The following is a 14,693-nucleotide window of genomic DNA, read 5'->3' on the forward strand; positions in this document are numbered from 1 at the left end:
GCGTCACAAAGCGCTTGACGTGAAAGCGCCTTGGGTCAATCTTCACTGCTAAGAATAAAATACTACTGAGCGGAAAACGCCTGGGCCGTTCAACGTGAGCGTCGATGACGCCTCGCGAGATTGCGGCTGTTGCCGATGGGGAACATCAAAAATGGGGAATCCACGTACATGAGCACGATAGTCACCACCCTGGTGCCGCCTGCCGAAGGGCAGCTGCACCGGAACATCGATTGGCGCGGCGCCTTCTGGGTCGCAAGCGGCGTTCCGGCCCTTGTCCTGTTTTCGATCGGCGGCATCGCCGGCACCACCGGAACGCTGGCCTTCCTGATCTGGACCGTATCCATGGTCATGGGCTTCCTGCAGTCCTTCACCTATGCGGAAATCGCCGGGCTGTTCCCGAACAAGTCCGGCGGCGCCTCGGTCTACGGCGCCACTGCCTGGCTGCGGTATTCCAAGTTCATCGCGCCGCTTTCGGTGTGGTGCAACTGGTTCGCCTGGTCGCCGGTGCTGTCGCTCGGCTGCTCGATCGCGGCGGCCTATATGCTCAACGCACTGGCGCCGGTGCCGCTGTTCACCGACGCCTCGCCGGAAGTCGCCGCCTATATCGCGGCCCACGCCGGAACCAGCGCCGCCGACGCCATCACCGCGGTCACCGCGGCGGCGACGCCGGCGATCCGCAACTGGACGCTCTACGGCCACACGCTTGGCCCGGTTTCCTTCACTTTCAACGCCACCTTCTTCATCGGCGCGGTGCTGATGCTGATCATCTTCTCGATCCAGCATCGCGGCATCCTGGGCACGGCCAATGTGCAGAAATATATCGGCCTGCTGGTTATCATCCCGATGCTGATCGTCGGCGTGGTGCCGATCGTCACCGGCCAGATCAACTGGACAAACTTCTCGCCGCTGGTGCCGCTTGCGGCAGCCTATGCGCCGGAGCCCGGCGCGTGGAACATCGCCGGCTGGACGCTGGTGCTCGGCGGCATGTTCATCGCGGCATGGTCGACTTACGGTTTCGAGACCGCCGTCTGCTACACCTCCGAGTTCAAGAACCCCGGCACCGACACGTTCAAGGCGATCTTCTATTCCGGCCTGTTGTGCATGCTGCTGTTCATCCTGGTGCCGTTCACCTTCCAGGGCGTGCTCGGCTTGAACGGCATGCTGGCGACGCCGATCGTCGACGGCTCCGGCGTTGCCGATGCGCTGGCCGGTATGGTCGGCGGCGGACAGCTGATCCACAGCCTGCTGGTGATGCTGATGATACTGGCGCTGGTGCTCTGCATCATGACGGCGATGGCCGGCTCCTCGCGCACGCTCTATCAGGGTTCGGTCGACGGCTGGCTGCCGCGCTACCTCAGCCATGTCAACGAGCATGGCGCTCCGACGAGGGCGATGTGGACCGACCTGGTCTTCAACCTGATCGTGCTGGCCATCGCTTCGGCCGACGCGACGAGCTTCTTCTTCATCCTCGCCGTGTCGAATTGCGGCTACATTATCTTCAACTTCCTCAACCTCAATGCCGGCTGGATCCATCGCATCGACAATGGCCACATCGCGCGGCCATGGAGGGCACCGAGTTGGCTGCTCGGCCTCGGCGCTATCTTTGCCTATATCAACGCGGTCTTCATGGGCGCCGGCGCCAAGGTGTGGAACCCGATGGCATTGTGGGCCGGGCTGATCACTGCAGCCTTGATCATCCCGGTGTTCTGCTTCCGGCATTACATCCAGGACAAGGGCAAGTTCCCCGACCATATGCTGGCCGATCTCGGCATGAGCTCGTCCGACCTTACGGTGCGAAAGGCGGGGATGCTGCCCTATCTGACGCTGGTCGCCGGCGTCGCAGTGATGCTGCTTGCCAACTGGCTGTTCGTCATCTGAGGCTTGCCTTGAGGGATCGGGTGCGCAATGCGCCCGATCCCCTGCCGGAACATCGAGACGCCTGGCACGTCGATTATTTGAGGCATAGCCCTATTTTGTTCTTGCTTTGTGCCGGCAGCTATGCTACTAAATTGGGTATGATGCCAATTGGCTCCAAAAGGCCCGCCCCTCCAAGGCGGGTTTTTTCGTTTCTGACCCTGTTTGGCGCAGGCTCAATCGATCTTGATGAACACGCCCTTGGTGTTGAGGTATTCGTCGAGGTGTTCGGCGCCGCCCTCGCGGCCGTAGCCGCTCATTTTGTAGCCGCCGAAGGGCACGGCCGGATCGATCGCGTGATAGGTGTTGACCCAGACCGAGCCGGCGCGGATCTTTCGCGACAGCCGGTGGGCGGTGGCGAGATTTTGGGTGAAGACCCCTGCAGCCAGGCCATAAGGCGTGTTGTTGGCCCGCTCGACCGCCTCGTCCAACGTGTCGAACGGCAAGGCTGAAATCACCGGCCCGAAGATCTCCTCGCGGGCGATCTTCATATCGTCCGAGACGCCGGCAAAGACAGTCGGAGCAACGAAATTGCCGGCGGCAAGCGCGCCTTCCACAAGCCGGGTGCCTCCGGTGACGAGTTTCGCCCCTTCCGCAGTGCCGGCTTCGAGGTAACCGGTGACCCGTTGCAACTGCTTTTCGGAGACGAGCGGACCGATCTCGGTCGCCGGGTCGATGCCGTCGCCTACCCTGAGACCCTTGGCATATGCCGCGAGCCGCTCGACGAACTCGTCATGGATGGCGCGTTCGACAAACAGGCGCGAACCGGCAATGCAGATCTGGCCGGAATTGGCGAACACCGACATCGCGGCCACCGGCACCGCTTTGTCGAGATCGGCATCGGCGCAGACGATGACCGGCGATTTGCCGCCGAGTTCCAAGGAGACGCGCTTGAGGTTGCCGGCCGAGGCCCGCACGATCGACTGGCCGGTCGCCGTCGAGCCGGTGAAGACGATCTTGTCGACACCCATGTGCTCGGCGAGTGCCGCGCCCGCCTCGGTGCCGGTGCCGGTGATGATGTTGACGACGCCTTGCGGGACGCCGGCTTCGTTCATGATGTTGGCGATCAAAAGCGGCGTCAGCGGCGCCTCTTCCGATGGTTTCAGCACGATAGTACAGCCAGTCGCCAGCGCCGGGCCGATCTTCCAGATCGACGCTGCCGTCGGTGCGTTCCACGGGATGATGGCGCCGACGACACCGACCGGCTCCTTGCGGGTGAAGGAGACGATTTCGCCGGGCAGCGAGTTCTCGATGGTCTCGCCGTGCAGCGCCGTCGCCATGCCGGCATAATAGCGCAGCATGCCGATGACGCGGTTGCGGTTGGCTCGGGTGCGCACGATCGGCATACCCATGTCGGTGGTGTCGGAGCGGCTGATCTCTTCCCAGTTCTTTTCGAAGAGATCGGCAATCCTCAGCAGCAGCACCTGTCGCTCATACGGCTTGAACCGGCTCCACGGGCCCTCGAACGCGTTGCGCGCAGCAGTCACCGCCAAGTCGACGTCCTGGCGGTCGCCGCGCGGTACTGTGGCGATGACCGCGCCGGTGGCGGGGTTGCGGCTCTCCATGGTCCGGCCGGAGCGGGCATCGACCCAGTCACCGCCGATGAACATCCGGCGATGGCGCCCGTCGATCGGCAGCCGCAGCGGTGCCTTTGTCTGAGCCATGGTCATGACGGTCCTCCTCCGGCGCCTACGCCTGGTGGGCGGATTAAACCGCCGGAGGTCACATTTGCCAACAGCTCTATTCGGCCGCCAGGGCCAATTGCGGCCTTTCGTTCTTTTCTTCCGTCTCGGCCGCCTGCTCCACCACCTTCTTGGGCTCCTTGCCGAAGAACAGCGCGTAGGCTGCCGGCAGGACAAGGATGGTCAGCACCGTGGCGACGAGAATGCCGCCCATCATGGCGTAGGCGAGCGGCCCCCAGAAGACGCCGCGCGAGATCGGGATCAGCGCCAGCACCGCGGTCAACGCCGTCAGCACGATCGGCCGGAACCGGCGGACCGCCGAGCCGATGATGGCCTCGGAGCGCTCCACGCCGGCGGCGATGTCCTGATCGATCTGATCGACCAGGATGATCGAGTTGCGCATGATGATGCCGAGCAGGGCGATGACACCGAGGATGGCGACGAAGCCGAACGGGGCGCCGCTGATCAAGAGTGCCGCCGCCGCGCCGATGATGCCAAGCGGACCGGTCGCCAGCACCAGCATGGCTTTGCCGAAATGCTGCAGCTGGATCATCAGCAACACGACGATGACGGCCAGCATGATCGGCGCTTTCGCTGCAATCGAGGCCTGGCTTTCGGCCGCATCCTCGGCGCCACCCTGGATCTCGATCTTGTAGCCGGGTGCGAGGCTGGCGCGCAGGCCCTGCATGTCGCTGTACATTTTCATGGCGACATCGTTCGGCTGCACGCCGTCCGGCAGCGTGGCGCGTACGCTGATGGTCGGCAAGCGGTCGCGCCGCCATTCAACGCCTTGCTCCAGCACCGGAACCACCTTGGCGACCTGCGACAGCGGCACGGAGCCGCCGAAATCGGTCGGGATATAGACGGAATCGACCGCCGACAGCAGGTGACGGTTTGCCTCCGGTTCACGGGCGACGATCGAAACCGTCTCCTCGCCGTCGCGGAAGTCATCGAGCGGCGCTCCCGACATGGTCGCCTGCAGCATCTGGCGGATGCGCTGCGAGGTGACGCCGAGCGCACGGGCACGATCCTGGTCAATCACCAGCTTCATCGCCGGCACCGGCTCCAGCCAGTCGTCGTGGATGGCGCCGAGCAGCGGATTTGCCTGGAACTTTGCCTTCACCTCATCGGCGATGCGGCGCACCTCCTGGCGATCCGGACCCATGACGCGCATCTGTACCGGCCAGCCGGTCGGCGGACCGAGGAACAGGCGATCGACCTTGGCGCGGATCGATGGGAAATCCTCGGCCAGGATGGTGCGCAGCTTGACGATCAGCCGCTCGCGGGCCGGTTCGTCATTGGCCATGACCAGAAGCTGGGCGAAGTTCGGGTTGCGAAGCTGCTGGTCGAGCGGCAGGAAGAAGCGCGGCGCGCCTTCGCCGATATAGGTGGCGATGAAGCGCTTGTCCTTGTCGTCCATCATCCTGGCTTCGAGCGCCTTGGCCTGCGTCTCGACTTCCTTGATGCTGGTGCCTTCCGGCAGCCAGAGATCGACGAGGATTTCCGGACGCGACGATTGCGGGAAGAAATTCTGCGGGATGAACTGGAACGCCCACAGGCTGGTGGCAAAGGTCATCAGCGTCATCACCAGGACGATGATGCGATGGCGCACCGCCCATGACACGGTCGAGCGAAGACGGCGGTAAAAACCCGTGTCGAAGACATCGTGATGGCTGCCGGCGTGCTTGCGCTGCTTCAGGATCATGTGGCCGAGCCATGGCGTGAAATAGACCGCAGCGAACCAGGACACGACCAGCGCGATGCCGACGACGTAGAACAAGGTGCGCACATATTCGCCGGCCGTCGAGGCTGCGAAACCGACGGGGATGAAGCCGGCCGTGGTGATCAGCGTGCCGGTCAGCATCGGGAAAGCGGTCGAGGAATAGGCGAAGCTCGCCGCCTCGACCTTGACCAAGCCTTCCTCGAGCTTTCGCTCCATCATTTCGACGACGATCATCGCGTCGTCGACCAAGAGCCCAAGCGCGATGATCAGCGCGCCGAGCGAGATGCGCTGCAGGTCGATGCCGAGTTCGTACATGATGGCGAAGGTGGCTGCCAGGACCAGCGGAATGACGATGGCGATCACCAGGCCCGAACGCCAGCCGATCGACAGGAACGAGACGACAAGCACGATCAGCAGCGCTTCACCGAGCGCTTCCATGAACTCGGCCACCGCATCCTTGACGACGCCCGGCTGATCGGAAATCTGGTTGACCGAGACGCCATAGGGCAGCGCCTCCTCGAAGCGCTTGTAGGTCGCTTCGACGTCCTTGCCGACGTCGGTGACGTTGAAGCCCTTTGCCATGACGACGCCAAGCTGGACGCTGTCGTGACCGTTGAAACGGTATTTGCGCTGATAGGGATCCTCGAGGCCGGAGATCACCGTGGCGATGTCGCCGAGGCGCGTCACCTGGTTGCCGGCGCGCAGGCGAAGCTCGCGGATGTCGGCCGCCCTGGTGACGTCGCCTTCGACCGAGATGCGCACGGAACGCTGGCCGGTGTCGACCGAGCCCGCCGGGTCGACATTGTTTTGGCCCCTGATCGCATTCTGCAGGTCGGTCAACGTCAGGCCGCGTTCGGCAAGCACCTTGGATGAAACGTCGATATAGAGCTTTTCCGGCTGGTCGCCGATGATCACGGCTTTCTCGACGCCGGGCGTCGTCAGCAGCATGTCGCGTGCCTGGATGGCGAATTTCTTCAGCTCGGGATAGCTGTAGCCGTCGCCGCTGATCGAATGCAGGGTGATGAATGTGTCGCCGAATTCGTCGTTGAAGTAGGGCCCGAGCAAGCCCTGCGGCAGTTCATTGGCGATATCGCCAACCTTCTTGCGCACCTGATAGAACGCATCCGCGACCTGCGCGGGATTGGTGTCGCCCTTGACCTGCAATGTGATGATGGCGCTGCCGGCGCGGGTGTAGGAGCGGACGAAATCGAGATGCGGCGTTTCCTGCAGCTTGCGCTCGATCTTGTTGACGACCTGGTCCTCCATCTCCTTGATCGAGGAGCCTGGCCAGATCGCCTGGACGACCATGACGCGGAAGGTGAAATCGGGGTCTTCCTTCTGGCCCATGCGCATCAGGCCGAGCGCACCGGCGACGATGATCAGCCCGAACAGGAAGCGGGCAATGCTAGGGTGGCCGATTGCCCAGCGCGAAAGATTGAAAGACCGCTTTTCATTGGTGTCGATGGTCATCGGCGTCAGTCCATTTCAATTTGATCAACAGAGCACGCGCTTGGCATGCCTACGGAACTTCCGATGTGGGCTTCCGGACGGCGAGGCCTTACCGAGTTGAGAGATCTACATCGCGGTGGGACGCGAGGACCGACGTGGGGGTTACATCGACCTGAGATCTCGAAAATCGGGGGCGCTTGCCGCCCGGAAACCGTGAATTGCCTGGCCGTCAGCGCAAGCGCCTTGCAGCGTCGTCATCGGCCGACGCCGACTGTTGCGCTGCATCACCGGTCAGCTTGACTTTCAGATTCTCGGTCATGAACTGCGTCCCGGCGGCGACGACGACGTCGCCCGGCTTTAGCCCATCGGCGACACTGACGCCGTCGGGGGTGAAGGCGGCAACCTTGACCGGATGCGCATGGACGGTCCCGCCATTGCGGTCCACCGTCCAGACGATCGATTGGCTGTCCTTTTGCGCCAACGCGGCCAGCGGGATCGACACCAGCTGCTGCCGGTTGTCCGCCGCGGCTTCGATGGAGGCGGTCATGCCTAGCAGCACGCGAGGATCGTTGGGCAGGCTGACGCGAACGGCAAAGGTGCGCGACTGCGGATCGGCGCTGCCGGCGACTTCGCGGACCTTGCCGTCGAGCGTCAGCGCCTCATCGGACCAGAAGCCGGCCTTGACGGTCTTGCCCGGCTTGAATTCGGCGATATCGGTTTCCGGAACAGCGATCAGCACTTCCTTCTCGCCGTCGATGGCAACGGTCACCACCGGCGTGCCGGAGCCGACGACCTGGCCGACATCGGCGGCAACGGCAGTGACGATCCCATTCTTGTCCGCCTTGAGATCGGTATAGCGGACCTGGTTCTGTGCCTGGGCAAGCTGCGAGCGGGCGGAGTCTCGCGTGGCGACCGCCTGATTATAGGCGAGCGTCGCCTGCTCGAGCTGCGACTTCGGCGCGAAATTCTTGGCGTAGAGCTGTTCGGCGCGCTTGCGCGTAAGCTCGACTGTCTCGACCTGACGGTCGGCAGCATCGAGGCTGGCCTGAGCGCTTCTCACCGAAAGCTCGTAGTCGGTGGGATCGATGCGGGCGAGAACGTCGCCCGGCTTGACGCGGTCACCGATGTCGACAAGGCGCTCGGTGATCTTGCCGTTGATGCGAAAACCGAGATTCATCTCGGTGCGGGCACGCACCGATCCGGAATAGGAAAGCTGACGGGTATCGCTCGCCTTAGCGATCTCGACCACCTTGACCGGGCGGATGATCTCGGTGACCTCGGCTTTCTCCTGCGAGCAGCCGGCGAGGCCGAGCGCGGCAACGATAATCAGTGCCAGGCCGGCGGCCGGTCGCCTGTAGGTGATGGACTTGGACAAAGACACTTTTCGTACTCCCGAACTGTGGGGATGAATTGCCGACATCACCGCCCGACGGGCGGCAACGGTCATTTCTTCAAGGCTCTGATGGCAAACTCGGTAAGCTCGTCCGGTGTCGCCCGGTTCTTCTTGGCGAGGCACTGGGCCATCATCTGCGGATGACAGAGGCTGATAATAGCAGCACCGAAACACCGGGACGCGATCACCGGATCCTGATCGACGAACTCGCCGGTGGCGATGCCCTCGCGGATCACTTCCGCAACCAGTTCGTGGATGCTGTCGATGTGCTTTTCGATGACATGCCAGTCGCGCTCGATGGCGACGATGACCATCTCATGCACCTTCTCCTGGTCGATCATGGTCTCGAGCGTCCACTGATAGTGCGTATGCACGTAGCGGCGGAGCTTTTCGCTAGCGGTGCCGGGACTATGGCAGGCTTCGTAGGTCAACCGGTAGCAGGTCTCAAGCATACGGCCGCAAACCGCCTGGTGGATTTCCACCTTGGAGGCGAAGAAGCGGTAAATGTTGGCGGTCGACATGCCGAGTTCGCGCGCTATGTCGGCGACGTTGGTCTTGCCGTAGCCGTAGTGGCGGAACAATCGCTCCGCGCAATCCAGGATGCGCGTGACATTTTCCTGGCGGGCGGAATCGGCGGTGGTGTCTAGGGTTTCAAGCATCTCGTTGGCCAAATTTACGACTGACGAATTTACAATTTCGTCACTCGTAATTTGAAAACCATCACCTGTCAAGGGCCGATTTTGGCCGCTGATGACAGATGGTGACATCTCTGGACGGAGTTGGACCATGAAACGCATGTGGTTCCCGCCGGGCGCGCCTGCAACGCCGCCCCGTCTTTTCGACGCAAAGGATTTTGAATTGATGTTTTCAGATCAGGCGTTAAGGCTGCTTCGTCATCTCCCGCAGCCGGAACTTCTGGATCTTGCCCGTCGAAGTCTTCGGGATTTCCGCGAAGATCACAGCTTTCGGCACCTTGAAGCGGGCGAGCAGCGCGCGGCAGTGCTCGATTATCTCCGCCTCGGTCGCCGCCTTGCCCGGCTTCAGTTCGACATAGGCGACCGGCACCTCGCCCCATTTGTCGTCGGATCTGGCGACAACGCCGCAGGAACCGATGGCGGGATGCTTGTACAGTGCCTCCTCGACCTCGATCGAGGAGATGTTTTCGCCGCCGGAGATGATGATGTCCTTGGAACGGTCCTTAAGCTGGATGTAGCCGTCCGGATGCATGACGCCGAGGTCGCCCGAATGGAACCAGCCGCCGGCAAAGGCCTCGTCGCTCGCCTTGCGGTTTTTCAGATAGCCCTTCATGACGATGTTGCCGCGGAACATCACCTCGCCGATGGTCTCGCCGTCGGCCGGCGTCTCTTGCATCGTCTGCGGGTCCATCACCGTCAAGCCTTCGAGCGCGGCGTAGCGCACGCCTTGCCTGGCCTTCTTCGCCGCCCTCGCCCCTTTCTCCAGCCGGTCCCACTCGCCGTGCCATTCGTTGACGACGGCCGGGCCATAGGTTTCGGTCAGGCCGTAGAGATGGGTGACGGCAAAGCCCGCATCGGCCATGCCCGACAGCACCGCCTCGGGCGGCGGCGCCGCGGCGGTGTTGAAGCTGACGGTCTGCGGGAACTGCCGCTTGTCCTCGTCCCTGGCGTTGATCAGCACCGACATGACGATCGGTGCACCGCAGAGATGGGTGACGCCGTGATCGGCAATGGCGTCGTAGATCGGCTTCGGCCGCACCCAGCGCAGGCAGACATGCGTGCCGGCCTGCACGGCAAGCGTCCAGGGAAAGCACCAGCCGTTGCAGTGGAACATCGGCAACGTCCACAGATAAACCGGGTGCTTGCCCATCCCGGCATGGATGGTGTTGGCATAGGCCATCAGTGCCGCGCCCCGATGGTGACAGACGACGCCCTTCGGATTGCCTGTCGTGCCGGAGGTGTAGTTGAGCGAAATGGCATCCCATTCATCGTCCGGCATCGACCAGGCGAAATCCTCGTCGCCATCGGCGACAAACGCCTCATAGTCCAGCGTCCCGATCCGCTCCCCCTTGGGATAGGGCGCATCGGCGGCATAGTCTGGATCGTCGTAATCGATCAGCAGCGGCCTGACCTTGGCCAGCGTCAGCGCTTGCCGAACCACGCCGGCGAATTCGCGGTCGACGATCAGCACCTTGCTTTCGGCGTGATCGAGCTGGAAGGCAATGACGGCGGCATCGAGGCGGGTGTTGAGCGAATGCAGCACCGCCCTGGTCATCGGCACGCCGAAATGCGCTTCCAGCATCGGCGGTGTGTTGGACAGCATGACGGTGACGGTGTCGCCCTTGCCGATACCGCGCTTCGCCAGCGCCGAGGCAAGCCTCAGCGAGCGCTTCCAGAAATCGCGATAGGTCGTGCGCTGGCGGCCATGGATAATGGCGGTCTGGTCGGGAAAGGTTTTTGCCGCCCGCTCGAAATAGGTCAGCGGCGTCAGCGGCTGGTGGTTGGCCGGGTTCCTGTCGAGGTCCTGTTCGTAAGGATTGCCCATCCCGTCCTCCGCAATGTGTTATTAGGCCTTCTTACCACCAGGCTTTGAACACGGTGTAGGATTTGTGCATCGCCGGTCTGTTGCGACCGTCTTTTCGCGATGCAAGTGCCCTCCGTTGGTGAATATCTCATCGAAGCCACCTCAACGGTATGCGGCTTCGCCTATCCACCTGGGCGCCCCTACTCGCCTTCACCCTCTGGCCACAAAGCATCGATGTCCCGATGTCCTTCCACAATGTTCGCCACCTCGAAGAAATCGCTATTGTAACGGAAGAAAATAACATACCCCCTGAAAGCGAAACTTCGGACGTCCGGCCGGAGTTCGGGACGAGCACGACCGATCGTCGCAGGCAAGCTCGCCAGATCGCGGCATTTCTGGCGCAACGCATCCACAAAGCGCCGGCCGATCAACAGGCTGCCGCTTTGGCCGGAGATGTATTCAAAGATATTGACCAAATCTGTCTGTGCTGACGGCAGCATGCGCAGCCGTGGCACCCCTAAAAGCCTTCCTTCGCGAGTTGCTTGGCCTTGGCTTCCAAGGCCGCGTCAATATCCTGCTCAGTGGCCTCGCCGCCTTCGGCAAACGACTTGTCCACCATGGCACGCAGCGCCTTCAGCTTTTCCTCGCGTTCTTCGACCAGGCGTAGGCCCTCACGCACGACTTCGCTGGCAGAGCCGTAGCGGCCGCGTTTGACAATATTGGACACGAAGGTTTCCCATCGCTCTCCCAACGATACGTTCATTCTCGGATCTCCTGTCTGATCAAATGGTACCGCAATAACAATAAATGTGCAATTACTGACATCGGCAATGCTCCCATGCCATATCATGCCTCCTCACTCAATTTGACTTTTGTCGAGAGCCGTGAATAATGTCAGCGAGGAGATGGCATGGCGATCCGACCGGCAGAACAGCTTATCCACAAGGCCGCCTGGCTGTACTACGCACACGGCCTGCGCCAGGACCAGGTGGCCAGCCAGCTCAAGATTTCCCGTGCCTCGGTGGCGATGTATCTGCGCAAGGCGCGCGAGACCGGCATCGTCAACATCTCGACCTCGACCCAGCTTTTCACCGACGACGTGCTGGCACGCAAGCTGGAAGACGCGCTGAAACTCGACGCGGTCTGGATCGCGCCGGAAAACGGCTATATCGCCGACCCCTCGACCGACATTGCGGTGCTGGCGGCAAGCGTCTTTCTCGAGCTGATCAGGAAGGGCGACCGCATCGGCGTCGCCTGGGGACGGACGATCTACACCATCGCCGACATCATGTCCTATGCCGATCTGCAGGACGTCACCGTGGTGCAGCTCTGCGGCAATCTGGGCGCCCCCTATTCGTACCGGCCGGACCAATGTACGATGGAAATCGCACGCCGGCTCAATGCCAAGGGGCTGAATTTTTACGCGCCGCTGGTGCTGACGACGGAAGAACTGGCACGCGGCCTGCGCGCCGAGCCGGTGATCCGCGAGCAGTTGTCGGGCATCGGCGAGTGCGACCTAGCGCTGTATTCAGTAGGCTCGGTGGACACCGACAGCCATCTGGTCAAATGCGGCGCGCTGACGCCAAGCGAAATGGCTGTATTGCGTAAATCGGGTGCGGCCGGCGTCATTGCCGGGCAGATCATCGACGCCCAAGGCCAGGCGCTCGACTGCAGCTACAACCGCCGGCTGATTTCGGCAGAGCTGTCATCGCTGCGCCAGATCGAAAAGCGCCTTGTGGTGGTGCAGGAAGAGAGCAAGTTCGAACCGCTCGTCGCGGCCATCGCCGGCGGGCTCTGCACCCATCTCGTCGTCGGCGCGCGCATGGCGCGACGGCTGCTCGACAATGCCGGAGCGGCAGCAGAAAAGGTCGCCTGATAGTTAATTCCAGCCGCCGGTGCATTGTCATCAAAGCGTCGCGGCATTCCTGTTCACAACAAAGAGAAATCGGACGAAGCTGACATGAAGAACCTGTGGAATGACGGCGACGCGGAGAAGCTGGTCGCCGACTATGCAAAGAAGGGTGTGGCCCGCGACCTGGCGCTGCGCGTCTACACGACCAGGCTGCTGGGCGGCGAGCCGCGGCTCGTCCTGCATGGCGGCGGCAACACCTCGTGCAAGACCAGGGCCACCGATCTTGTCGGCGACGAATGGGACGTGCTCTGCGTCAAGGGCAGCGGCTGGGACATGGGCGTCATCGAGCCGCAGGGCCTGCCGGCGGTCAAGCTCGGCGCGCTGTTGAAGGCGCGGTGGCTCAAGAAGCTCTCCGACGAGGACATGGTCGCGCTGCAGCGGGCGAACCTCATCGATCCGTCCTCGCCCAATCCGTCGGTCGAGACGCTGCTGCACGCCTTTCTGCCGCACAAATTCGTCGACCACACGCATTCGACCGCAATCCTCGCCATCGTCGACCAGGAGGACAGTGAGGTGCTGAGCCGGAAGGTGTTCGGCGAAAAGATGGGCTTTGTGCCTTACATCATGCCGGGCTTCGATCTGGCGAAGGCGGCCGCTGATGTTTTCGACGCCGATCCGACGGTCGAAGGCCTGATCCTCGACAAGCATGGCATTTTCACCTTCGGCGACGATGCCAGGCAGGCCTACGACCGGATGATCCATTACGTGAACGTCGCCGAGGATTTCATCGCCAGCCACGGCAAGCCGCGCACCGAAAAGGTGGCACTGCCGGCCAGGCTGGCGAAGCCCGCGGAGATTGCTCCGATGCTGCGCGGCGCGGTGGCAGTGGCGCGCGGTGAAGGCCGCTTCGACCGGATGATCAGCGATTTCCGGACCTCGGATGCGATCATCGATTTCATCAATTCGGCAAAAATTGCCGACTATGCCGGGCGCGGCGTGTCGACACCCGACCTGTCGATCCGCATCAAGACCGGACCGATGGCACTGCCGGCGCCCGACGCTGACAAGGTCGGCGACTACAAATCCGTCATCCGCCAGCATGTCGAGAAATTCGCCAAGGACTATCGCGCCTATTTCGAGAGCAATGATGCGCTCGACGATGTGAAGCGCACCATGCTCGACCCGATGCCGCGGCTGACGCTGGTGCCCGGCCTTGGCATGTTCGGCCACGGCCGCACGCTCAAGGACGCGAAGATCGCCTCCGACGTCGGCGAAATGTGGATCGAGGCGGTGCGCGGTGCCGAAGCCGTCGGCGATTTCCGCCCGCTCTCCAAAGCCGACCTGTTCCCGCTCGAATACTGGTCGCTGGAACAGGCCAAGCTCGCCGCCAACAAGCCGAAGCCGCTGACCGGCCAGGTGGTGCTGGTCACTGGCGGCGCCGGCGCGATCGGTGCGGCCACGGCAAAGCTATTCGCCGACAACGGTGCCCATACCGTCGTCGTCGATCTCGATGCGTCAAGGGCTGCCGAGGCGGCAAAAAAAGCCGGCAACGGTTCGATCGGCATTGGCGCCGACATCACCGATCCGGCGCAGATGCGCGCTGCGTTCGACAAAGCGGTCGCCGTCTACGGCGGCCTCGACATTCTCGTCTCCAATGCCGGTGCTGCCTGGGAGGGCCGGATCGGCGAGCTCGACGACGCAACCTTGCGCAAGAGCTTCGAACTCAATTTCTTCGCCCACCAGTCGGCGGCGCAGAATGCCGTGCGCATCATGCTGGAACAGGGCACCGGCGGCGTGCTGTTGTTCAACACCTCCAAGCAGGCGGTCAATCCGGGGCCGAAGTTCGGCGCTTATGGAATTCCCAAGGCGGCAACGCTGTTTTTGTCCAGGCAATATGCGCTCGACTACGGCGCGAATGGCATCCGCTCCAATGCCGTCAACGCCGACCGCATCCGTTCGGGGCTGTTGACCGAAGCCATGATCGCCAGCCGCTCGGGCGCGCGCGGCGTGTCGGAGAAGGAGTACATGTCCGGCAACCTGCTCGGGCAGGAAGTGACGGCCGAAGACGTCGCCCAGGCCTTTCTGCATCAAGCGCTGGCCGAGCGGACCACCGCCGATGTGACGACGGTCGACGGCGGCAACATCGCAGCGGCGTTGAGGTAGATCTAAACACCGGACCAA

Annotated in this window: 10 protein-coding genes; 3 read left to right on the forward strand and 7 right to left on the reverse strand. The window is 62.6% G+C overall.

Annotated features, from left to right (window positions below):
- Window positions 1–168 precede the first annotated feature (168 nt).
- Window positions 169–1,878, forward strand: coding sequence for an APC family permease (locus RQ479_RS15515; RefSeq protein ID WP_376705739.1), 1,710 nt, complete (start codon window positions 169–171; stop codon window positions 1,876–1,878).
- Window positions 1,879–2,090: 212 nt separating this feature from the next.
- Here the strand turns inward: RQ479_RS15515 and RQ479_RS15520 are convergent, their stop codons facing one another.
- From RQ479_RS15520 to RQ479_RS15550, 7 genes are all read right to left on the reverse strand, one after another.
- Window positions 2,091–3,584 carry an aldehyde dehydrogenase family protein gene (locus tag RQ479_RS15520; RefSeq protein WP_376705740.1) on the reverse strand — a complete coding sequence of 498 codons (1,494 nt, stop codon included), beginning with the start codon at window positions 3,582–3,584 and terminating at the stop codon, window positions 2,091–2,093.
- A gap of 70 nt (window positions 3,585–3,654) precedes the next feature.
- Window positions 3,655–6,789 carry an efflux RND transporter permease subunit gene (locus tag RQ479_RS15525; protein ID WP_376705741.1) on the reverse strand — a complete coding sequence of 1,045 codons (3,135 nt, stop codon included), beginning with the start codon at window positions 6,787–6,789 and terminating at the stop codon, window positions 3,655–3,657.
- A 208-nt stretch (window positions 6,790–6,997) separates the two neighbouring features.
- Window positions 6,998–8,149 (reverse strand): efflux RND transporter periplasmic adaptor subunit, encoded by a 1,152-nt coding sequence (locus RQ479_RS15530; protein WP_352466059.1) that lies wholly within the window; start codon window positions 8,147–8,149, stop codon window positions 6,998–7,000.
- Window positions 8,150–8,211: 62 nt separating this feature from the next.
- Window positions 8,212–8,820 carry a TetR family transcriptional regulator gene (locus RQ479_RS15535; RefSeq protein WP_352466058.1) on the reverse strand — a complete coding sequence of 203 codons (609 nt, stop codon included), beginning with the start codon at window positions 8,818–8,820 and terminating at the stop codon, window positions 8,212–8,214.
- Between the two features lie 220 nt (window positions 8,821–9,040).
- Window positions 9,041–10,681 (reverse strand): acyl-CoA synthetase, encoded by a 1,641-nt coding sequence (locus tag RQ479_RS15540; protein WP_376705742.1) that lies wholly within the window; start codon window positions 10,679–10,681, stop codon window positions 9,041–9,043.
- Between the two features lie 179 nt (window positions 10,682–10,860).
- On the reverse strand, window positions 10,861–11,175 hold the full coding sequence (locus tag RQ479_RS15545) for a type II toxin-antitoxin system RelE/ParE family toxin (RefSeq protein ID WP_376705743.1): 315 nt from the start codon (window positions 11,173–11,175) through the stop codon (window positions 10,861–10,863).
- 2 nt (window positions 11,176–11,177) lie between these two features.
- The gene (locus RQ479_RS15550; protein WP_352660697.1) at window positions 11,178–11,423 is read right to left on the reverse strand and encodes a type II toxin-antitoxin system ParD family antitoxin; all 246 of its coding nucleotides are present in this window, start codon (window positions 11,421–11,423) and stop codon (window positions 11,178–11,180) included.
- Between the two features lie 147 nt (window positions 11,424–11,570).
- Between RQ479_RS15550 and RQ479_RS15555 the strand changes: the two genes are divergently transcribed.
- Window positions 11,571–12,536: a sugar-binding transcriptional regulator gene (locus tag RQ479_RS15555; RefSeq protein WP_376705744.1), complete on the forward strand. Its 966-nt coding sequence runs from the start codon at window positions 11,571–11,573 to the stop codon at window positions 12,534–12,536.
- A gap of 84 nt (window positions 12,537–12,620) precedes the next feature.
- Window positions 12,621–14,675: a bifunctional aldolase/short-chain dehydrogenase gene (locus RQ479_RS15560; protein WP_376705745.1), complete on the forward strand. Its 2,055-nt coding sequence runs from the start codon at window positions 12,621–12,623 to the stop codon at window positions 14,673–14,675.
- Window positions 14,676–14,693: the final 18 nt, after the last annotated feature.

Origin of the sequence: Mesorhizobium sp. ISC25 (assembly GCF_042295465.1) — a bacterium.
Classification (GTDB): domain Bacteria; phylum Pseudomonadota; class Alphaproteobacteria; order Rhizobiales; family Rhizobiaceae; genus Mesorhizobium.

Bases quoted from the DNA above. Each gene is read 5' to 3' on its own strand.
- RQ479_RS15515 (WP_376705739.1), top strand. From the start codon at position 169: ATGAGCACGATAGTCACCACCCTGGTGCCGCCTGCCGAAGGGCAGCTG.
- RQ479_RS15525 (WP_376705741.1), bottom strand. From the start codon at position 6,789: ATGACCATCGACACCAATGAAAAGCGGTCTTTCAATCTTTCGCGCTGG.
- RQ479_RS15540 (WP_376705742.1), bottom strand. From the start codon at position 10,681: ATGGGCAATCCTTACGAACAGGACCTCGACAGGAACCCGGCCAACCAC.
- RQ479_RS15520 (WP_376705740.1), bottom strand. From the start codon at position 3,584: ATGACCATGGCTCAGACAAAGGCACCGCTGCGGCTGCCGATCGACGGG.
- RQ479_RS15550 (WP_352660697.1), bottom strand. From the start codon at position 11,423: ATGAACGTATCGTTGGGAGAGCGATGGGAAACCTTCGTGTCCAATATT.
- RQ479_RS15535 (WP_352466058.1), bottom strand. From the start codon at position 8,820: ATGCTTGAAACCCTAGACACCACCGCCGATTCCGCCCGCCAGGAAAAT.
- RQ479_RS15555 (WP_376705744.1), top strand. From the start codon at position 11,571: ATGGCGATCCGACCGGCAGAACAGCTTATCCACAAGGCCGCCTGGCTG.
- RQ479_RS15560 (WP_376705745.1), top strand. From the start codon at position 12,621: ATGAAGAACCTGTGGAATGACGGCGACGCGGAGAAGCTGGTCGCCGAC.